The 20,040-nt window shown below is 65.2% G+C and carries 17 protein-coding genes and 1 pseudogene; 6 read left to right on the top strand and 12 right to left on the bottom strand.

Annotation, left to right across the window (positions count from 1 at the left end; all coding sequences use genetic code 11):
* Positions 1-57: 57 nt before the first annotated feature.
* From NIBR502771_RS17305 to NIBR502771_RS17315, 3 genes are all read right to left on the bottom strand, one after another.
* Complete coding sequence (locus tag NIBR502771_RS17305; RefSeq protein WP_141160780.1) at positions 58-2,871, bottom strand: aconitate hydratase; 2,814 nt, start codon at positions 2,869-2,871, stop codon at positions 58-60.
* A gap of 166 nt (positions 2,872-3,037) precedes the next feature.
* On the bottom strand, positions 3,038-4,441 hold the full coding sequence (locus NIBR502771_RS17310) for a class I SAM-dependent RNA methyltransferase (protein WP_141160781.1): 1,404 nt from the start codon (positions 4,439-4,441) through the stop codon (positions 3,038-3,040).
* Complete coding sequence (locus tag NIBR502771_RS17315; protein WP_141160782.1) at positions 4,438-6,414, bottom strand: APC family permease; 1,977 nt, start codon at positions 6,412-6,414, stop codon at positions 4,438-4,440. Before NIBR502771_RS17315 ends, NIBR502771_RS17310 begins: the two co-directional genes overlap by 4 nt.
* A gap of 118 nt (positions 6,415-6,532) precedes the next feature.
* On the opposite strand from NIBR502771_RS17315, the gene NIBR502771_RS17320 reads away from it, so the two are divergent.
* Complete coding sequence (locus tag NIBR502771_RS17320; protein ID WP_141160783.1) at positions 6,533-7,207, top strand: TrkA family potassium uptake protein; 675 nt, start codon at positions 6,533-6,535, stop codon at positions 7,205-7,207.
* Positions 7,204-7,962: a TrkA family potassium uptake protein gene (locus NIBR502771_RS17325; protein ID WP_141160784.1), complete on the top strand. Its 759-nt coding sequence runs from the start codon at positions 7,204-7,206 to the stop codon at positions 7,960-7,962. The genes NIBR502771_RS17320 and NIBR502771_RS17325 overlap by 4 nt, the downstream gene beginning before the upstream one ends.
* Here the strand turns inward: NIBR502771_RS17325 and NIBR502771_RS17330 are convergent.
* From NIBR502771_RS17330 to dut, 4 genes are all read right to left on the bottom strand, one after another.
* A complete protein-coding gene (locus tag NIBR502771_RS17330) occupies positions 7,959-8,714 on the bottom strand; it encodes a DUF3159 domain-containing protein (protein WP_141160785.1) in 756 nt (251 codons plus the stop codon). The genes NIBR502771_RS17325 and NIBR502771_RS17330 overlap by 4 nt on opposite strands.
* Positions 8,711-9,016, bottom strand: coding sequence for an OB-fold nucleic acid binding domain-containing protein (locus tag NIBR502771_RS17335; RefSeq protein WP_141161614.1), 306 nt, complete (start codon positions 9,014-9,016; stop codon positions 8,711-8,713). Before NIBR502771_RS17335 ends, NIBR502771_RS17330 begins: the two co-directional genes overlap by 4 nt.
* A 46-nt stretch (positions 9,017-9,062) precedes the next feature.
* A complete protein-coding gene (locus NIBR502771_RS17340) occupies positions 9,063-9,776 on the bottom strand; it encodes a DUF3710 domain-containing protein (protein ID WP_141160786.1) in 714 nt (237 codons plus the stop codon).
* 107 nt (positions 9,777-9,883) lie between these two features.
* Entirely contained in the window at positions 9,884-10,402 is a 519-nt protein-coding gene (gene dut / locus NIBR502771_RS17345; RefSeq protein ID WP_141160787.1) for a dUTP diphosphatase, read from the bottom strand.
* 115 nt (positions 10,403-10,517) lie between these two features.
* Between dut and NIBR502771_RS17350 the strand changes: the two genes are divergently transcribed.
* The 3 genes and pseudogenes from NIBR502771_RS17350 (at position 10,518) to NIBR502771_RS17360 (ending at position 13,181) form a co-directional block, all read left to right on the top strand.
* A complete protein-coding gene (locus tag NIBR502771_RS17350) occupies positions 10,518-11,006 on the top strand; it encodes a DUF3093 domain-containing protein (RefSeq protein ID WP_141160788.1) in 489 nt (162 codons plus the stop codon).
* 130 nt (positions 11,007-11,136) lie between these two features.
* Positions 11,137-12,467 (top strand): annotated as a pseudogene (sepH, locus tag NIBR502771_RS17355) (septation protein SepH).
* A 105-nt stretch (positions 12,468-12,572) separates the two neighbouring features.
* A complete protein-coding gene (locus tag NIBR502771_RS17360; RefSeq protein ID WP_141160789.1) occupies positions 12,573-13,181 on the top strand; it encodes a dihydrofolate reductase family protein in 609 nt (202 codons plus the stop codon).
* A 43-nt stretch (positions 13,182-13,224) separates the two neighbouring features.
* Here the strand turns inward: NIBR502771_RS17360 and NIBR502771_RS17365 are convergent, their stop codons facing one another.
* Positions 13,225-14,694 (bottom strand): HNH endonuclease signature motif containing protein, encoded by a 1,470-nt coding sequence (locus NIBR502771_RS17365; protein WP_141160790.1) that lies wholly within the window; start codon positions 14,692-14,694, stop codon positions 13,225-13,227.
* 1,006 nt (positions 14,695-15,700) lie between these two features.
* Here NIBR502771_RS17365 and NIBR502771_RS17375 point away from each other — a divergent pair.
* Entirely contained in the window at positions 15,701-16,009 is a 309-nt protein-coding gene (locus NIBR502771_RS17375; RefSeq protein WP_141160792.1) for a hypothetical protein, read from the top strand.
* 864 nt (positions 16,010-16,873) lie between these two features.
* Here NIBR502771_RS17375 and NIBR502771_RS17380 read toward each other — a convergent pair.
* The 4 genes from NIBR502771_RS17380 to NIBR502771_RS17395 form a co-directional block, all read right to left on the bottom strand.
* Positions 16,874-17,110, bottom strand: a complete 237-nt coding sequence (locus NIBR502771_RS17380) for a DNA gyrase subunit A (protein ID WP_246839718.1) — start codon at positions 17,108-17,110, stop codon at positions 16,874-16,876.
* A gap of 368 nt (positions 17,111-17,478) precedes the next feature.
* Positions 17,479-18,273, bottom strand: coding sequence for an alpha/beta fold hydrolase (locus tag NIBR502771_RS17385; protein ID WP_141160794.1), 795 nt, complete (start codon positions 18,271-18,273; stop codon positions 17,479-17,481).
* A 135-nt stretch (positions 18,274-18,408) separates the two neighbouring features.
* Complete coding sequence (locus tag NIBR502771_RS17390; protein WP_141160795.1) at positions 18,409-19,275, bottom strand: AraC family transcriptional regulator; 867 nt, start codon at positions 19,273-19,275, stop codon at positions 18,409-18,411.
* 160 nt (positions 19,276-19,435) lie between these two features.
* Positions 19,436-19,942 carry a hypothetical protein gene (locus NIBR502771_RS17395; RefSeq protein WP_141160796.1) on the bottom strand — a complete coding sequence of 169 codons (507 nt, stop codon included), beginning with the start codon at positions 19,940-19,942 and terminating at the stop codon, positions 19,436-19,438.
* Positions 19,943-20,040 lie beyond the last annotated feature (98 nt).

Below are 20,040 nucleotides of genomic sequence, written 5' to 3' on the forward strand. Positions count from 1 at the left end.
GGCTGGTCGGTGACCGGCCGGGGCTTCGGGGTGGATCGTTGCTGCTGTTGGAACCCGCTAGTTCGCGGAGATCTGGCGCAGCACGTACTGCAGGATGCCGCCGTTTCGGTAGTAGTCCGCTTCACCCGGGGTATCGATGCGCAGCACGGCATCGAACGACTTGGAGGAGCCGTCCTCTGCGGTGGCGGTGACCTTCAGGGTCTTGGGCGTGGTGCCCTCATTGAGGGCGGTGACGCCCTCAACCGAGAAGGTTTCCGTGCCGGTCAGGCCCAGGCTGGCAGCGTTCTCGCCGGCCGGGTACTGCAACGGCAGGACACCCATGCCGATGAGGTTGGAGCGGTGGATGCGCTCGTAGCTCTCGGCGATGACGGCCTTGACGCCCAGCAGGGCGGTGCCCTTGGCGGCCCAGTCGCGCGATGATCCGGAACCGTATTCCTTGCCTGCCAGGACCACCAGCGGGGTGCCGGCTGCCTGGTAGTTCTGCGCGGCGTCGTAGACGTATGCCTGCGGGCCGTCGGCCTGGGTGAAGTCGCGGGTGAAGCCACCCTCAACGCCGTCCAGTAGCTGGTTCTTGATGCGGATGTTCGCGAACGTGCCGCGGATCATCACTTCGTGGTTGCCACGGCGGGAGCCGTAGGAGTTGAAGTCCTTGCGCTCCACGCCGTTGGCCAGCAGGTACTGGCCGGCGGGGGTGTCGGACTTGAAGGAACCGGCCGGGGAGATGTGGTCGGTGGTGACGGAGTCGCCGAGCTTCAGGAGCACGCGGGCACCCGAGATGTCCTTGACGGGTTCGGGCTGGGCCTTCATGCCGTCGAAGTACGGGGGCTTCCGGACGTAGGTGGACTTCTCATCCCAGGCGAAGGTGTCGCCGGCCGGGGTGTCGAGGGCCTTCCAGCGGTCGTCGCCGTCGAAGACGCCCTCGTAGCCGCGGGCAAACATGCCCTTGTCGATCGAGGAGTCGATGACCTGCTGGACCTCGACCGGGTTGGGCCAGATGTCCTTCAGGAAGACGTCGTTGCCGGCTTCGTCCTGGCCCAGTGCGTCGTTCTCGAAGTCGAAGTCCATGGTTCCGGCCAGGGCGTACGCGATGACCAGCGGCGGGGAGGCCAGGTAGTTCATCTTGACGTCCGGGTTGATCCGGCCTTCGAAGTTGCGGTTGCCGGAGAGGACTGCGGTGACGGAGAGGTCGTTGGCCTGGATGGCCTCGGAGATTTCGGCGTCGAGGGGGCCGGAGTTGCCAATGCAGGTGGCGCAGCCGTAACCAACGATGTAGAAGCCGAGCTTCTCCAGGTAGGGGGTCAGGCCCGACTTGTTGTAGTAGTCGGTGACAACCTTGGAACCGGGGGCAACGGATGTCTTGACCCACGGCTTGGCGGCGAGGCCCTTTTCGACGGCGTTGCGGGCCAGCAGTGCTGCCGCCAGCATCACGGACGGGTTGGACGTGTTGGTGCAGGAGGTGATCGAGGCGATCGACACCGCACCGTGGTCCAGCTCGAATTCGCGGCCGTCAGCGGTCTTGACAGCCACCTTCTTCGTCGGGCGGCCGTTGGACTTCGGTCCGTGGGCGTGCGGGGCTTCCTCGGTGAGGTGGGTTGCCGTGGCGGTGAACGAAGGTGAGTCGGACGCCGGGAAGCTCTCGTCGATCGCTTCGTCCAGGCTGCCGTCGGCGAGGTCCACCTTGACGTAGTTGCGGAGGTCCTCGCGGAACTGCGCCTTGGACTCGGTGAGGATGATGCGGTCCTGCGGGCGCTTCGGGCCGGAGATCGACGGAACGACGGTCGACAGGTCCAGCTCGAGGTACTCGGAGAACTTGATGTCGCGGGAGGGGTCGTGCCAGAGGCCCTGTTCCTTCGCGTAGGCCTCGACCAGGGCAACGTTCTCGTCGGACCGGCCAGTGAGGCGCAGGTAGTCCAGGGTGACGTCGTCGATGGGGAACATGGCGGCGGTGGAACCGAACTCGGGGCTCATGTTGCCGATGGTGGCGCGGTTGGCCAGCGGCACTGCTGCGACGCCTTCGCCGTAGAACTCGACGAACTTGCCCACCACGCCGTGCTGGCGCAGCATTTCGGTGATGGTCAGCACCACGTCGGTTGCGGTGGCGCCGGCGGGGATGCTGCCGCTGAGCTTGAAGCCCACGACGCGCGGGATGAGCATGGAGACGGGCTGGCCGAGCATCGCTGCCTCGGCTTCGATGCCGCCGACGCCCCAGCCCAGTACGCCCAGGCCGTTGACCATGGTGGTGTGCGAGTCGGTGCCAACGCAGGTGTCGGGGTAAGCGCGCAGCGCACCGTCCACTTCGCGGGTCATGACCGTGCGGGCCAGGTACTCGATGTTGACCTGGTGCACAATGCCGGTTCCCGGAGGAACAACCTTGAAGTCGTCAAACGCGGTCTGGCCCCAGCGCAGGAACTGGTAACGCTCACCGTTGCGCTGGTATTCGATCTCCATGTTGCGCTCCAGTGCGCCGGAGTTGCCGAAGGCGTCGATCTGGACGGAGTGGTCGATGACCATCTCGGCGGGGGCCAGGGGGTTGACCCGCTTCGGATCGCCGCCCAGGTCCTTGACTGCCTCACGCATGGTGGCAAGGTCGACCACGCAGGGAACGCCGGTGAAGTCCTGCATGATCACGCGCGCCGGCGTGAACTGGATTTCTGTATCGGGCTCCGCATTCGGATCCCAGCCTGCCAAAGCGCGGACGTGATCGGCAGTGATGTTCGCGCCGTCCTCGGTCCTCAGCAGGTTTTCAAGCAATACCTTGAGGCTGAACGGAAGGTTTTCTGCACCTTCAACGGAGTTCAACCGGAAAATTTCGTACTCGGTTCCGGCTACATTAAGTTTGCCTTTTGAACCGAAGCTGTCCACAGTGCTCATCGCAGGACTCCTCTCGCAACAGTTTCATCTTTGTCGCGCGGTTGACCGCCTGCTAGTTAGGAAGCCCTAAGTAGCTCAAGGGCCCGAAAATTTGCACACGGCCGGCCGAGAATTCGGGCGCGACGTGGGACTACTACGGCAATCGTAGTCGATAACCGCAGCGGCATCACGGAGCCGGAGCCAGCAATGCGACCGTCTCGAGGTGGTGGGTGTGGGGATACAGGTCGAAGGCCCGGAGCCCGGCGAGTCCCCACCCGGAGCGGCGGAAGTAACCGAGGTCACGTGCGAACGACGCCGGATCGCAGGACACGTAGGCGATGGCCCGGGGCTGGGCGGCCACGAGTTGCCCGACGACGGCTTTCCCGGCACCGGCGCGCGGCGGGTCAAGGACCAGCGCGTCGAAATTCCGCGGTTTCTGGCGCAGGACCCGCTCCACGCGCCCTTGGACCACTTCCACCTGGGGCGAAGAATGCAGGTTCTTCCGGGCGTCGCGGCTTGTGCCCGGGGCCCCCTCGACCGAGAGGACGGATCCCGTCCCGCCTACGGCGTCCGCCAGTACGGCGGTAAAGAGTCCCGCACCGGCGTAGAGATCAGCCACCACCGCACCGGGGTTGAGGTAGTCCCCCTGATGCAGGAATTCTGTGACAGCCCCCACAAGGGTCCCGGGCGCGTCGCGGTGGATCTGCCAGAAACCCTCGCCGGTCACCCGGTAGTCATGGCCGACGGCGGATTCCTGCACCCAGGTGCGCCCCCGGAGCTGCACGACCGTGCCGGCCAACGGATCGAAGGCGGCCACCGATGCGTCGGCCGGCAGCGCGGCGGCGATGGCCCGCAGCCGCTTGTCCTTGGTACCGGGCGAAGGGGCCAGGAGTACCAGGGGGCGGGACCCGTTGGCCGGAGCGGCCACCTCCACCCGGTCGATGCCCTGCAGGTCCAGGTCCCAGAGGCGCAGGGCGTTGATGGCTTCGCTGGCAAGCGGCATCTCCCGCACCGGAACAATGTAGTCGGAACGGTGCGCGTGCATGCCCAGCCTGCCGCCGGGGGTGACCGAGAAACTGGCCCGTGTGCGCCATCCAAGGCCGGTGCCGCCGTCGTCCGCTTCCCCGACGGGTTCCACGGCACCGTTCCACGCGGAGGGCACCTGCTCAAAGCCGGCAAGGCGGGTGAGCTGCTCGGCGAGGACGTCCGCCTTCAGGCTGCGCTGTTTGGCCAGGGCCATGTGCCCGAATTCGGCACCTCCCACCGGCGGGTGGCCGTGGCCCCAGGCACGCAGGGAATCTGCCACGTGCCAGAAGTGCTCCACCCGGTCCGGGGATGGATCGAGAACCTCGATGACGTCCGCGCGCCAGAATTTGGCATCGTCGCCCGCATCGGTCAGCCGGACCCGGACCTTCTCGCCCGGAACGGCGTGCCGGACAAAGACCACGCGGCCCTCATGGCGCGCCACGCAGTGCCCGCCGTGGGCTACCGGTCCGACGTCGAGCACGGCCTCCTGGCCGGTGTGGCCGGCCTGGTCCCCTTCCGCCGGAGCAGCTGCCGGCTGGATGGCGCGGGAAGTTCTGGTGCTCACTGGACGTCCTGGAGGTTCTTGGCTTCTTCGGAGGATTTGAGCTGCCAGGGAACGCTGGCCACCATGACGCCCGGTTCGAAGTGCAGCCGGGTCTTGATGCGGAGGGCTGTCTGGTTGTGCACCAGCTGCTCCCACCACTTACCCACCACGTACTCGGGGATGTACACCACCACCAGGTCCCGCGGGGAGTCCAGGCGCATTTGCTTGACGTAGTCCATGATCGGCGTGACGGTCTCGCGGTACGGGCTGGCGAGGACGGTCAGCGGCACCGGGATCTCAAGCTTTTCCCAGTCGGCGATGGTGTGCGCCGTCTCGTCCGGGTCGATGTCCACGGTGATGGCGTCCAGCCGGGAGGGGCGGGACGCGCGGGCGTATGCCAGGGCACGCAGGACGGGCTTCCGGACGTGCGAGACCAGCAGGACGGCGTGGACCCTGGTGGGCAGGGCGCGCGGTGAGGAGTCCTCGTCCACCGCGAGTTCCTTGGCGACGTTGTCGTAGTGGGCCCGGATGCTCCACATGATCAGGAAGAGGATGAACATGGCCAGCAGCGCGATCCAGGCGCCCTGCTGGAATTTGGTGATCAGGACGATGACCAGCACCAGTCCGGTCATGCCGAAACCGATGCTGTTGATGGTCCGCGACTTGATCATCTTGCGCCGGACGGCCTTGTCCTTGGCCAGCTTCAGTTCGCGGCCCCAGTGCCGGATCATCCCGAGCTGGCTGAGGGTGAAGGAGATAAAGACGCCCACGATGTAGAGCTGGATCAGCTTGGTGACGTCGGCATCGAAGGAGATGATCAGGATCAGCGCGCCTGCCGCCAGGGCCAGTACGCCGTTGCTGAACGCGAGCCTGTCGCCGCGGGTGCGGAGCTGGCGGGGCAGGTAGCCGTCCTGGGCGAGGATGGAGCCCAGGACCGGGAAGCCGTTGAAGGCAGTGTTGGAAGCGAACACCAGGATGACGCCGGTGGCGGCCACCACGATGTAGAAGGGAATGCTGCCCGCGCCGAAGATCGTTTGCGCAATCTGGCTGATGGCGGGGTTCTGGATGTAGCCCTCGGGCAGCGGGTTCCCATTGAGCAGGAATTCCTTGGCCGGGTCCAGGACGATGTGGACCTTGGTGGCGTTGGCCAGGTAGATGATCCCGGCCAGCATGGCGGCGCCGATCATGCCCAGCAGCAGCAGGGTGGTGGCAGCGTTCCTGCTTTTGGGATGCCGGAAATTGGGGACGCCGTTGCTGATGGCTTCGACGCCGGTGAGCGCCGCGGCGCCGGAGGAGAAGGCCCGCAGCAGCAGGAACGCACCGGCCAGGCCCACCAGGCCCTGGTCGAAGCCCTCGGCCGGGACGATGGTGAACGCGGCCGACGGCGCCTGCCCCAACTGCCCGGTGGCGGCCTGGAACATGCCCACGGCCGTCATGCCCAGGATCGAGGCCATGAAGATGTACGTGGGGACCGCGAAGACGCTGCCCGCTTCCTTGATGCCGCGAAGGTTCACCAAGGCAAGGATCACGACGCCGATGGTGGCAATGATTGCCTGCTGGCCGTGCAGGGACGGGACAGCCGTGGTGAGGTAGGCCGCAGCCGAGGACATGGACACGGCAACCGTCAGGACGTAGTCCACCAGGAGGGCCGAGGCCACGGTCAGGCCGGCGTACTTTCCCATGTTCACATTGGCGATCTCGTAGTCGCCGCCGCCGGACGGGTAGGCGTGCACGTTCTGCCGGTAGGAGGCCACCACGGTCAGCAGCACCACCATGACGGCCAAGCCAACCCAGGGCGAGATGGCCACGGCGCTGACGCCGGCCAAAGCCAGGGTGAGCAGGATCTCGTCCGGTGCGTAGGCCACCGACGACAGGGCGTCGGAGGCGAAAATCGGGAGGGCGATCTTCTTGGGGAGCAGGGTATGGGCCAGGCGGTCATTCCGGAAGGGCCTGCCCACCAGGACGCGTTTGACGGCGTTCAGTATTGTCAACACCCCACAAAGCTAGTCTGATTCGCGGTCGATGTCATGACGGGCGCCTGCCAGGCCTAACAGGTGCCATGCCGGTAGAGTTCTAGCTGCACGATCCTGACACAGATACAGAGGAGATACGGTGGCGCATTTCGTGATCATGGGATGTGGCCGGGTGGGGGCAACGCTGGCGCACACGCTGGAGGATGCCGGCCATTCCGTGGCCATCATCGACCAGGATGACCGCGCGTTCCGCCGGCTCCGCCAGGGCTTCACCGGCCGGAAGGTCACCGGTGTGGGCTTTGACCGGGAGACCCTTAAGCAGGCTGGCGTGGGCGAGGCCTACGCCTTCGCTGCCGTCTCCAGCGGTGATAACTCAAACATCCTGGCCACCCGGGTGGCCCGCGAAACCTTCCACGTCCCGCACGTCGTCGCCCGGATCTACGATCCGGGACGTGCCGAGATCTACCAGCGCCTGGGCATCCCCACGGTGGCCGCCGTCCGCTGGAGCGCGGACCAGGTGCTGCGCCGCATCCTTCCCGAACAGCACCTCGCCGGTGATTTCCGTGAACCTTCCGGGCGGCTGGTCCTGGCTGAACTGGACCTCGATGCCGGCTGGATTGGACACCGGATCAGCAGCATCGAAAAGGCTGCCGACGTCCGGGTGGCCTATGTGACCCGCTTCGGCGAGGGCCTGCTCCCTGACGCTGGAACGGCGTACCAGGACGGGGACACCGTGCACGCCATGCTGCAGGTGGACCGCAGCGCCCAGATCGCCCAGATCCTCGCCAAAGCCCCTGCCAAGGAGTACCAGTGAAAGTCGTTATCGTCGGCGCCGGCAGCGTCGGATCATCCATTGCCCGGGAACTGCTGGCGCACAAGCACGAGATCCTGCTGATCGACCTCAAGCCCGAGGTGATCGGCCGGAGCGGGCTCAGGGGCGCCCACTGGCTGGTGGGCGACGCCTGCGAACTCTCCACCCTGCAGGGCGCCAAGGTGGAGGACGCCGACGTCGTGGTCTCCGCAACCGGCGACGACAAGGTCAACCTGGTGGTGTCCCTGCTCGCAAAGACAGAGTTTGGGGTTGGCCGCACCGTGGGCCGGGTCAACAACCCGAAGAACGACTGGATGTTCAATGATTCCTGGGGCGTCGACGTCGCCGTCAACACGCCGCAGCTGATGACCGCCCTGGTGGAGGAGGCGGTGGAGATCGGCGACCTGGTCCGCCTGCTGACGCTGCAGACCGGGGTGGCTTCACTGGTGGAATTCACCGTTCCCCATGATTCCCACGTGATCGGCATGACAGTGGGAGACATCCACTGGCCCGAGGACGCCACCCTGGTGGCGATCCTGCGCGACCAGGCACCCATCACGCCCAGCCGGGACGACGTCATCGACGGCGGGGATGAGCTCTTCTTCGTGACCACCATTGCGGCCGAGGACAGGCTGCGTGAGCTCCTCTCCTCCGCCCCGGGCAGTATTGACACCGGGGAGCGGGCCGTGGGCGACGCCGAGCCGGCCGCCGCGGCCGGCCACGGCCACGCGCAGGACGACGACGGCTTCGACGGTTAGTCCGCCGGCGCGGTTTTGGGTGCCGGCCGGGTTACCAGCCAGGCCACCCAGATGCCCAGGATGTACAACGGTGCGCCCATGATGAGGCGGGTGGTGGCCAGTGCGGCCAGCCCGTCCGTGCCCATGAGGTAGAGCGGCACCTGGACGATGAGCCGGAGGGCCAGGACTGCCACGATGATCCACGTGCCCAGGCGGTAGGCCTTGACCCGGGACGGTTCCTTGCGCCACTCCACGCCCTCGTTGCGGATGAAGCCGAAGAGGAGGCCGGCCACGGGCCACTTGACCGCAATGGAGAGAACCATCGCCAGGATGTACGCTCCGTTCGTGAAGAAACCGGGGAGGTAGAAATCCTCTGCCTTGCCGGTGGTGTTGGCCAGCCACGCGGAAATACCGACGCCGGCCACGCCCGCCAGCGCCTGGGTCAGCGGACGCCGCTGCACCAGCCGGACGACGGTGAAGATGGCGGCCGAAGCCAGAGCGGCCACCAGGGAGAGGCTGAGTTCACGTGTGACGGTGAAGGCGACCAGGAAGACCAGGCCGGGAACGATGCTCTCGGCAATGCCCTGCACTCCCCCGGCGCTCCGGAGGACGTCCACCTGTCCGTCATGGGTGCGGTGAAGTCCGGCCTTGGCCGCGTACCCGGCGGCCAGTCCTGCAACCGGAGAGGGGCCGGCATCCTGCGGCCTGCCCTGCGGCCCGGTCCTGCCGGGGTTCTCGGGGCCGGTTGGCTGTTCGGGCTGGTGCTCGGTCATTCGTTCTCCTGGCGGGACAGAATCTCGTAGCGGGGGTTGAAGATGGTGGGCATGTCCTTGCCGCGGGCCAGCATCCCCTCAACCCGGATTTCCGCACCGGCTTCGATGCCCGGAACCCGGCGGCGGCCCAGCCAGACAACACGGAGCCTCGGGGGCCTGCCCTGCCCCGGTCCGGCGGGACGGACAGCGTCGTCCTCCGTGACGATGGCGCTGAATTCGGCCGTCCGGTCGGCCGGGACGAATGTCACTGATTCGATATGCCCCTGGCACAGGACCCTGCCCCGGTCCGGCAACTGGCCCAGAGGAGTGATTCCGCGTCCCGCCTGCGCGCTGCCGTTCTCCGGGGACTTAGCCGATCTGGGTGATTTCGGGACCACGTTCGGGCTCCTCCAAAGTGGTCGCGGCGGGCGGAGGAGTGGTTGAGGCATCCTTGGGCAGCCGCAGCTGCAAGAGGTCGCGCGGCGGCATGGGGCTGTCTCCGCGGACCACCACGACCTGCCGGAACAGGGCCTCGAGCGGCTCGGCGGCCGGGCGTTCCAGCGCCGCGGGTCCACCCAGGACACCGCGCAGGAACCAGCGGGGTCCGTCCACGCCGATGAACCGGGCCACGCGGTAGCCCTGGCTGCCATCGGGCAGCCCGGCCGGCAGCTTGGCCACCAGTTCCGTGCCGAAGGCGCCTTCCACTTCCTCAACCTGTCCGCCCTGCGCGCCCACCGACTGGCCGATCTGTTCCCGGATCTCGTCCCACAGTGTTTCCGTCTTGGGGGCGGCGAAGGCCTGAAGCTGGAGGCTGGAGCCGTTCAGGTCCAGGGTGACTGCCACCACCCGCTGGGTGGCTTCTTCCACCTCAAGGCGGAGCTGGAGGCCCTCGCTCGGGGTGATCAGCAGGGCGCCCAGGTCAACGAAGCCGTCACGGCTGCTGATTTCGGCCTCGTCGAAGGGGCCGTCCTGGCGGCGGGCAGCGGTGCCCGGTTCGCCTTCCCCGTCCTCTGCAATCGTCAGTTCTTCAGCCGGCTGCGCCGGTTCTTCGTTCTTTGCTTTCCTGCCGAGCCCAAAGACCATGGGTGACTCCTTATTCCTGAAATGTGCCAGTTCTGGATGGTGCCGGTGGGACCCGTGGAGGTCCCGCCGTCGTACGTGCTGGCGTGGCAGCGGATGCGTTTGCGGGGTCAGGCCCCAGGAACGGTGAATCCGCCCGTGGACCCGAAGCCGCCCGTGCCGCGCACGGAACCGCTCAATTCGCTGACAGGAATGAACTGGGCGTACTCAACCCGCTGGATGACCATTTGGGCAATTCTATCGCCGCGCCGCAGCGCTATCGGCTGGGACAAGTCGGTATTCAGGAGGGTCACCGAGATCTCGCCCCGGTAGCCCGCGTCCACGGTGCCTGGAGCGTTGACAATGGTCAGGCCGTGCTTGGTGGCGAGGCCCGAGCGGGGGTGGATCAGCGCCACGAAACCCTCCGGCAGCGCAATCGCGACGCCGGTGGGAACCAGCTTGCGCTCCCCGGGGAGCAGGACAACACCTTCGCGGGCACGCAGGTCCGCGCCGGCGTCACCCGGATGTGCGTAGGTCGGCGCTTCCAGGTCCGGATCCAGCATTTTCAACTGGACCTGGAGGGTGGGAACAGCAGGCGCTGGCAATGCTGTGTCCGGGGCAATGTCTACCGTGGCGGGATGATCAGTCACAGTCACTCACTCTAACCCGCGCCCACGGAACAGTCCTAAGGAACCCGTGGCGGGCGGACCTCCCGGCGGCCCCACCCAAGGTGAAATAGCGGGCCAAAGGTGGAAAGCTTGGCCTATGCCCGAATCAAGCTCGCCCGCGTCCGTTCCCAGCACACCCTCCGCCGGGGCACCCGTCATCTACCGGGAGAAGCTGTGGCCCAACGCCTGGATCTGGGTCATCGCTGCCGGTGTTTCTGCAGCAGGCATCCTGGTCTTCGCACCTATCAGCATGGCGGCGGGCTACACAGCGGCATTGATACTGCTGGCCATCATTACGGCGCTCCTTGTCCTTTCCACCCCCGCCATTACCGTCACGGCGGATGCCCTCACGGTTGGACGGGCCACCATCGAACGCCGGTTCGTGGGAAGCGTTCAGCACTTTGAAGCCGGCGAAGCGACGGCGGAACGCGGCACCCGGCTCAACGGCCTGGCCTACCTTTGCATCCGCGGCTGGATCGATCCCGTGGTGAAAATCGAAATCACGGACCCTGCCGACCAAACCCCCTACTGGCTGGCTTCCACCCGGCATCCGGACAAGCTGACGGCCGCCCTGGCCACGCCATAACGCTGCCTTCACTCCACGTCCGGGCCCGGATCCGGCGGAAAATCACGGCGCGCCCTGTTCCTTGAGCCAATTCAGCGCTGCCGGGTGGCAGAGTTTCGATTGATAGTAATGCCAGGGTGGAGGATTTTGTATGCAGGATCTACGGCTTGTAGGCGTGCACGACGACGGGACACATCTCCTGTTGAGCGGGGCCGGCGGCGAGATGTTCCAGCTGCCGATCGATGAAGCCCTCAGGACGGCCAGCCGGTCCACGGCCAAACCGCGGATGGAGCGGCCAGCCGTTCCGATGTCTCCACGGGACATCCAGGCCCGGATCCGTGCCGGCGCCACCGCTGCCGACGTAGCGGAACTGTCCGGCATGCCGCTGGCCAAAGTGGAGCGCTACGAGGGCCCGGTCCTTGCTGAGCGCGAGTACGTTGCACAGCAGGCACGGAAGGTTGAAGTCGCGGCACCCTCCCCCGGCCATGACGCATTCCGGTCCGCGTTTGGCGACAACCCGGCAACCCTGGACGACATGGTGGCCCACCGCCTCTCTGCGCATGGCATCGACCCCGCCACCGTGGAATGGGACTCCTGGCGGCGCCAGGACGGCACCTGGACAGTCTCGGCAAACTTTGAGGCAAAACCCGGCGGGACCACCGGCATTGGGGAAGAGCCGCCTGCGCTCTGGACCTTCAGCCCAGGACGCAAGTCGCTGCAGAACACCAACCGCTGGGCCCAGCAGTTGAGCGAACTCGAACCGTTGGATGGCCCCGTTCCGGCCCGCCGCCTCACTGCGGTTTCCGACCGCCCGTTCGATTTTGAAACTGACGCGGACAGCGCAAAGACATCTCCCGGCAGCCAGGGCCCTGCCCAGGACCCCGGGAAGGAATCCGACGGGCTCCTGGACATGCTCCGGTCACGGCGCGGCCAGCGGCTGGGTGTGGACGAGGATTCGGACGACGCCCTGGCGCTGCTCCTGGCGCACGGCGTACCGGCTGCCCACCCACGGCCTTCCGAGGTGGTCGCCGAGGCGCCGGCGGAGCCGGAACCGGAAGAAACCGAACCACAGGACGGGCCGCAGGAAACACCGGCAGCGCAGGGTGATTCGTTCATCCGCCGCCGAGATGCGAGGCCGTCGATGTTGTCCCGGCTGAGCCTGCTTCCGCCGCACCGGGACGGCAACGACGACGCCCTGCGGCTTCACGACGGCGTCAGCACCGACACCCGGGAAATCACCATTGCGGCGTCCCCGCAAAAGCCGTCCGGTTCCGCGCCTGCTGCCGGATCCGGCAATTCCGGCGGGGCCGGCCTGGATGAACTGCTGGGCAGCAATCCCCGCCGTCCGGCACCCAAGCAAAACGATGCGTCCCCTCCACCGGGCAGTTGCCGGAGACCGAAGCCCCGGAGCGCCCTGCCCGGCCCAAGCGTTCCAGTGTCCCGTCCTGGGACGAAATCGTGTTCGGCACACGGAGCGATTAGGACCTTTCCTTCGTCCCGTTCCCGGGGGTAGTTCCTGCCACTGCTGCATGTTAGGCTCCCCGCACCCGATCGGTCAGAAGCTGCACTTAACCCTGGAGGTTCGCTGTGCCGGACACCACCTGCCACATGTCAATGTCCCTGGACGGGTTCGTCGCCGGGCCCGACCAAAGCCGCGAGAACCCGCTGGGCAAGCGCGGGCTGGAACTCCACGGCTGGCACATCGGCGATCCCCGCGCCAATGAGGCCAACGGGATCGCGGCTGATTGGCTGATGCGACCGCGGGGCGCCTACGTGATGGGCCGGAACATGTTTGGTCCGGTCCGCGGGGACTGGGACGAGGAATGGAGCGGATGGTGGGGCCCCGAGCCGCCCTACCATGCACCGGTGTTCGTCCTTACCCATTACCCGCATGATCCGATCCAGATGGAGGGAGGGACAACCTTCCACTTCGTCACCGACGGCTTCGAGGCGGCGTACGCTGCGGCGCTCGAGGCGGCCGGCGGCAAGGGCGTTGATATTGCAGGAGGGGCATCCACGGTCCGGCAGGCATTGGCGGCTGGGGTGGTTGACGAACTGACCCTCGACATCGCACCAGTGCTGCTCGGATCAGGTGAGCGGATCTTCGACGGGATTGCGTCCTTCGATTTCGAACCCGTTGAGGTGCTCCACTCTCCCCTGGCCACCCACATCCGCTACCGCCGGACGCACCAGTAGCTGTCAGCGCTGCTCAGCCGGCGGCCCGCTGCAAGCGGGTGCGTCACGCGGCAAGGTACTGGACGAGGGCATCTTCCAGAAGGCTCTGTTCTCCAAGTCTGTTGCCGGCCCCGGGCAATAACCCGGACGGCCACCCCTTCGGCCAGTGGGGTGGTTCCCAGTCCTGGTGTTCGCTGGCGTAGTGCCGGCCTGTGGGTGAGGTCCAGCCTGGTGGTTCGTTCTTGGTGGCGGGGGTGGGTTTCCAGCCGGTGGTGTGTCGGAGTTTGTGGTGTTTCGGGCAGGGTTGTCCCAGGTTGCTGATTCCGGTGGTGCCGCCGTTGGCCCAGGCGAGGAGGTGGTCGGCCTCGTTGTCGAGGGAGTGGTTGCTGCAGCCGGGGAACGGGCATTTGGCGTCGCGCAACCTTAGCCAGGCTCGCATGGCTTTCGTGAGGCGGTAGCTGGTCCTGCCGATTTCCAGCGGTGCCCCGTCCCGCGGGTCCACCAGGACCCGGTGGAACGACTCACTGCCGCTCGCAACCAGGTCCCTGGCCATCGAAGCCGGGATCGGCCCGTACCCGTCCAGCATTGCCGGTTCACCGGTCACGCCCAGCAACGAGAACACGGGAACGGTGACCAGCACCTGCGCCCTTATTGATGTCGGCAGGACATCTGTTTCTTCAACGCTGCCGGCCGCGGTACCACTGGCGTCCGTGCTGGCGGGAATCCCGCTGCCCAGAACCGCGGACGCGAACAGGTCGGCGCGGAGTTGGGTCATGGTCCGGGTCTCGTCCGGACCCTGCATTGACCGGGCCTCGGCGGTGAGCCGGTTCCAGCCCGCCACCGCCTGATCCGCGGGCAGGCACGCGCTAAGCCAGGCCATCCCGTCCCGGTCCGGCCGGAACTCCACCCGCCGCTCCACCACCCCCTTGGCGTGGCGCGTCTCGATCGACTCCGCATGGTGGCGTTCCCGCCATGTCCGCGCCTTGGCCCGAAACCGGTGCGCCGGCAACTCCCCGACCGGGCAACCCCGCGCACCATCCGGCACTCCAGGGTCCAGGAAATGCGCCTCCAACGCCGCCGCCCCGGCAGCATCCAGGCCAGCGGTTTCATCGGCCATCACCACCGCGTGCTGCCACGAAACCGTCCCGGCCCGCAACGCCGCCAACGTCAGCGGCAACCCGGCCGTCAAGGCATGGGAGGTGGCCAGGAACGACCCCGCGGCCCGCGGCCCCAACACCAACACACACCCGATCTCCGCCGCGACCGCCATCTCCTGCGCCACCACCGGCACATCCGGACCCGCAACGGCACAAGCAGACTCCGAATACTTCACCGCCGCCTTCGCCTTCAACGCCGCGAACCCGGCCTCCACCTCCCGCGCACCAGCCAGAACATCCAGGCACCCATCCGCCAAACCAGCCAGAGGGTCAACCGCAGAAAACGGTAACGAGCCTTGGCCGTCAACCTCCGCGTCCAGCACGGCGAGGGCAGACCTGATGTCCGCATAAGCCTTGGCCACCGCTGCTGTCCCCATAAAGCCATCATGACAAGGGGGTCTGACAATTACACGGGCATTATCGGGAGTTAATCAGCCGACGAGGTCACGGGGGTCAGGTGGGTACCGTAGCCCTGTGTTTCGACTTCGCCGGACAGCCCACGCATTTTGGGTCTGCTTCCCTAGATCAATACCAACCGTGACAGATCGGTCCTGGCGCCGCTATCCGCAGCAGGGAACCATGTTGAGCGCCTCAGCCAGGGCCGCCGGCGTGCAAACGGGACAGACTCCCCCGGTATCTTTGAAGCGGCCCCCAAGCAAACATCGGCGGGTCCATCGTGGACCTGCTAACGGGTCTCGAGGAGGACCAGACCAGTGCGATGGTATGTAGCGTTTAGGGCACCTTCACCGGGCATTTTTGCCGGCCGGGTATACGGGACACCCCAAACTGCGCGCCTGCAACACCGCACGTCAGAGCAAGGTTATAGCGGTAAGGGACCGGCTTACGGGACAGTTAGCGGGCGGCCCCCTTACGGGACAGCGACGGCCGTTACGTCAGCCGCGCGTACCTGCAAGATGGGCGCGAGCGAGCGGAGGCTCCTGTTTGATGCGTACCGACGAGCCGGCATATCCGAACACAGAGATTCTGCTGTGATTGAGTAGCTCTATGAATGACTATTCGACCGGTGGAGCAGTTTGGTTCGCCATCGCCTTAATAAATGCCGGGTTGGCTGAACAGAAAAACCGCAGCAGGATCGTATGGTTCCTCATTTCCGTCTTCATCGGCCCTTTCGCCACACTGTTAATCGTGGTGCTCCCGCCACCGAAACCGGTCCCGAAAGTCAGCTATGGGCAAGCGCGTCGGCAATGATGTGAGCCCCAGGGTGAAAGGCTCAGCGTCGCACCCCGACGAAAGATCCCGAAGGCTTGCCACCTCTGGACGCTGCACTAATCCCGGGTGGTCCGTAGGGGATCGGCATACGGACAGACTGATCGAGACCGGAGAGCCGACATTAGGACGGCCACTTTGGGCTAGTCTTTGGCCATGTCAGACGACGCCGCCCGTCGAGTCATCCGCCTGTTCCCTGACTACGGGCACCGGTGGCCACTTTGGGAGAACAGCACCCCCGGCAATCCGAGCAAATACACGATGGAGCCCGCAGACTTCGGACTGTCAGACAACCTAACTGACCGACTCCGTGCCTGGTACGACGCTTGGGATGTCGAGAATCTTTATGAGAACGGTTGGAGTTCACGTACCAAGGAATTGGCCTGGAAGGCTGAAGGCGCACTTATCGCCGAGCAACTTCGGGCAGAGGTCAAGGCATTCGCGGATGTGGAATACAGCGAGTAGCTGCCTCGACACCGCAGGTGCGTTGCAGTGAAGGATCGGCTTACGGGCAGCTGTTGAAGGACGAATTGGGCGCCTCTACTCTTGCTGATGCGGTGGGCGGTCCCTGCGATGCGACTGGGCGTGAGTTGGTTGGACGGCCGAACCGCTTCCGGCAACGATAGAGGGGTGAACGAAGGACATGACGTTTCGGATCTAACATTTTTCAGACGCATGCCAGGTCAGTACCGGGTGGGTGTTCTCATTCTCGGCTTGATCACCACGTCTGCGGTTGTGATTCCGCTGAGCGCAGAGATCCCGATAGTGACGAGCCTGGTCCTCGCGATCTTGCTTGCAGCTCTGTTCACTGCCGTCTTTGTGATGCGAGTGGTCGTGCGCCTTGGGATCCATGGGGTGCATATTCGGGTCGCGGGTGTCTTCACGACGACCATCCCCTATGACCAGATAACAGGGGCTGCCCCCGACCGGACCACGGGAGTTCGTGAGGGAATGGGCTTGCGCATACTGCCGCATGCGACGACTGGCTACTTGGTGGGGGGTCCCTCCGTGCGTATCAACACCCGCGGAGGTACCGCTGTCCTGGTCTCATCAAGCACTCCGAACGAGCTTTCAGAAGCTATTGGGCGTTGTGCATAAGGGACGACACGGTTGAGGACGGCCGCCGAGGATCTAACCCGAGCGGTGGCAACGGCATCCATGGAAGGCTCACATCCGTGAGCATAGCGGCGTAGCAAAAGTACGCCCGCTGAAGGATCGGCTTACGGGCGCCTTTCTCAGGTGGACCTCATGACGCAAGTCATGGCCGGACTGGAAGCTGGGGCGCGATGCCAAGACGATCACGCAGAGGCCGAATTGCGCTCGGCCAACTCAGCTCCCGTCGGGCAACATCGTCCTGAGTTCTTCTGCCCGAAAAGCGCACCGCTGGCGCTGGCCGCGAGTGAATCTCCTGGCCTGCAAGTCTAGAACTGCCCGGCTCCCCACCATTCCCACGCCCAACAGTCGACCCACGCGACGGGTTGCTTCGTCCACGTCCTCTGAATCCTCAATCACCTGGAAGACCTCGTCGCGCCGATCCATCGCCTGCATCAGAGCCTCAAGGATCATTAATTCTTCCCTGTGCCGCCCATCCTGATCCATACGGCGATTCTTGCATGACCGGAAGTCTGCGAAACAACTCCGTCCCGTTCGGGGAGCCCGTATCGAGCGGCGAACCGCGTCTTTTACAGTGGGGACACGCACTGGCGCTGGCTTGTCAGGATTTAGGCTCTCACCACCTGCAGATGCACATTGCCCGGTTCCCGGAGATCATCTGCCCAGATGTTCTCTTCTCCTGGTCAACCTGCTTGCGGCGACGGACATCGTCGGCGTCTGACCGAAGAAATGGAGTTGCATAAATAACCTGGAGAACAGCGACGAGGGACAAGGTTGAAGGTCATTTACCGCTCAGTGGAACCTGTGCGGTAAAGGATCCTCTACCGGACGTCCAGAAACTCCGTAAGCGCTTCCATCCACTGTTCGAATGCGTCAAGATGCGCGTCGTGCGATCCCCCGGCAAGGTCGACGCGTGTGACGTTGTTACCTCGCTCCACAAATTGTGTTTTTTGTTCCTCGGTGAACATCCCGTCGTCAGCGTAGACGACCAGTGCGGGCGTCTGTACGCGTGTCCACTCCGTCCACCTCGGTTCGGAGAGAGGGGTAAGCGCTGCGACCATCACCTCCGGGTCAAAGCGCGGGTGCAGCCCGTCCTCCCGGTGCTCCATATCCTCTACCCAGGCACGCTGCAGCGGGCCGTCCCCCAAAAACTTGGCTGCCGCCGAAGGGTCCGAAAACGGCACGGGCCAGGAACGAAAGTATTCACCGAGTGCTGCATGCTCTTGGTCGCTGCCGCCCCCTTCGCCACACTCAAGGAGTACAAGGGTCCGGACTAGGTCGGAGCGCGCCGCAGCGGCGAGCATTGCCGTGTGAGCAGCCATCGAGTGCCCGACCAGATGAACAGGGCCGGAGGCCTCGCCTTCAATGACTGTGACAACATCACTTACGAACGCCTCACGCGAGGTGTCAGAGGGTAGCCGCGTGCTCCTGCCGTGACCCCGCTGGTCCACAAGTATGATCTTCCGACCGGGTAGGGCACGTGCCGTGGGCAAGAACTCTTGTCCACTTCCAGCCAGTCCGTGGAGGATCAGGATGGCAGGTTCACTCCCGTCAATGACGACGTAGCTTATTCCAACGCCATCGCCCGCTCGGATGACACGCCTTGTTTGACCCATCCAGCGATCCTATGCAACGACTCAGAGCTGGGAATCAAGAAGCACGCCCGTAAGCCGATCCTTCGCCGGGCACTCGAACCCCGCAGGAAAGTAAGCCGTGCGCCCGCCGGCATTGTCCTGCCGGCGGGCGGTCTGTCACGCGCGTTCTATTGGGAGCCACAATTCGCAGCTCGCTGTGCTGAAGTCGGCGGCGCGATCAAGGACTGCCACGATCGAGGGGCCCGGGCGCAGTCGCCACGGGTTGGACGGGAACCAATCGGTGGCAGTGGAGGCCCAGACGGACTGCAGAACCCCCGGGTACGCCCCTTCGGCGTGGAACACCGCCCAGATTCCCGCGGGGACCTCGATCGCGTCGAGCTCCTCGGGCACCGTTGTAGTTTCGGTGACGGCGACGCCATGAAGGTAGGTCAGTTCGCTGCCCTCCGTGTAGTCCGGGTCGACGTCGGCGCTCACCTGGAGCAGGCCAGCGGGGTCTGTGTTGTTCAATTCCTTGAGCCGGGAGTGCTCTGCTGCTGGTAGTGAGGCGATGTGCGCATGGATGTGCGGGTTTGGGCCATGGTGGATAAGCGGCACGCGGGCTGAATGGCCGATGAGCCGGAATGCCGGCCGATCTGCGATGCGAGTGTCCATTGTGGTGTTCCCTTCTACGGTCAGGCGGAACCTGAGCTGCGGTTGCGTGCGAAGGGGGCCTCCGTCCCGGCGCACGTCGCCGGGTCCGACGCCATGCACTGATCGGAATGCCCGACTGAAAGCCTCGGTCGAGCCGTAGCCGTACCGCACCGCGATTGCTAGCAGCTCGCCCTTTTCGAGAATGTCCGTTGCAGCCACCGTCATGCGGCGCCTGCGGACGTACTCGGAGAGCGGCATGCCGGCCAGCGATGAGAACATTCGGCGGAGGTGGTACTCCGTTGTGCCGAGACTGACCACCAAGTCATCAATGTCGATCTCCTCAGTGAGGTGGCCGTCGATGAAATCGACGAGTTGATTGAGCGCTGAGATCACGGTTCCCCTTCGACTACAAGCCTTCCCGTCTGGTTCACCTCGCACCCTACTATTGCGGTCGGATTCGATCGCTGCTCACCTTGCATACCGCCCGTAGGCCGGTGGCCTAGCGAACGCTTCAAGCGCCCTGTAGGGGATCCTCCGACGGGCAGAGTGACCTTCAGAGGCCGGCGGCGTCGGACTCGGAGAGCTTGAGCTCGCAGTACCGTCCGGTTGGCTGCCCGTCGATGTTGAACTCGAAACGAAGCGTCCTGGCCTCCGCGGGTGGAGTTGGGATGTAGATCCAGTGGGCTTCCCATTCCGTGCCGCCGCCGGCTACCTGGCCTCCTGACCACTGATACTCGGTCCCGAGGTCATCGGACACAACGGCGGTCAGCCGCTCGAAGACAGCGACACCAGGCATCGCTGGCGCGTTCTCGGTTGTATCCGCTCCCGCAGCCTTACGCCGTTCCGCCCACTCATCGCGGTCCCGTTCGAACAAGACGTCCCGCGACATCGTCTCTTCACCGCGCACACCGCTGAGGAACAAGTGGATACCGGCCCTTCGTGCATTGGCACCACCGACGTCGCCCGGCTTGTCTTTCAACTGGACTCCGGCGAAGCGCGCGTCGACACCATCGCTCGTTCCGATGACGAGGTCAGCAGGAGCATGTGTGAGTACCTTCATGCTGTCACCTTAATGGCTCTCAGGCGTCGAATTATCAAGGCCAACCTCCGAAATCCTCCGTCCGACAAGCTCATCTGCTCGAGATGTCCCAGTGAAGG

It is taken from the genome of Pseudarthrobacter sp. NIBRBAC000502771 (assembly GCF_006517215.1).
In the GTDB taxonomy this organism is placed as follows: domain Bacteria; phylum Actinomycetota; class Actinomycetes; order Actinomycetales; family Micrococcaceae; genus Arthrobacter; species Arthrobacter niigatensis.

Bases quoted from the DNA above. Each gene is read 5' to 3' on its own strand.
- NIBR502771_RS17395 (WP_141160796.1), bottom strand. From the start codon at position 19,942: ATGAAGGTACTCACACATGCTCCTGCTGACCTCGTCATCGGAACGAGC.
- NIBR502771_RS17305 (WP_141160780.1), bottom strand. From the start codon at position 2,871: ATGAGCACTGTGGACAGCTTCGGTTCAAAAGGCAAACTTAATGTAGCC.
- NIBR502771_RS17385 (WP_141160794.1), bottom strand. From the start codon at position 18,273: ATGGGTCAAACAAGGCGTGTCATCCGAGCGGGCGATGGCGTTGGAATA.
- NIBR502771_RS17375 (WP_141160792.1), top strand. From the start codon at position 15,701: ATGTCAGACGACGCCGCCCGTCGAGTCATCCGCCTGTTCCCTGACTAC.
- NIBR502771_RS17365 (WP_141160790.1), bottom strand. From the start codon at position 14,694: ATGGGGACAGCAGCGGTGGCCAAGGCTTATGCGGACATCAGGTCTGCC.
- NIBR502771_RS17350 (WP_141160788.1), top strand. From the start codon at position 10,518: ATGCCCGAATCAAGCTCGCCCGCGTCCGTTCCCAGCACACCCTCCGCC.
- NIBR502771_RS17380 (WP_246839718.1), bottom strand. From the start codon at position 17,110: ATGATCCTTGAGGCTCTGATGCAGGCGATGGATCGGCGCGACGAGGTC.
- NIBR502771_RS17330 (WP_141160785.1), bottom strand. From the start codon at position 8,714: ATGACCGAGCACCAGCCCGAACAGCCAACCGGCCCCGAGAACCCCGGC.
- NIBR502771_RS17340 (WP_141160786.1), bottom strand. From the start codon at position 9,776: ATGGTCTTTGGGCTCGGCAGGAAAGCAAAGAACGAAGAACCGGCGCAG.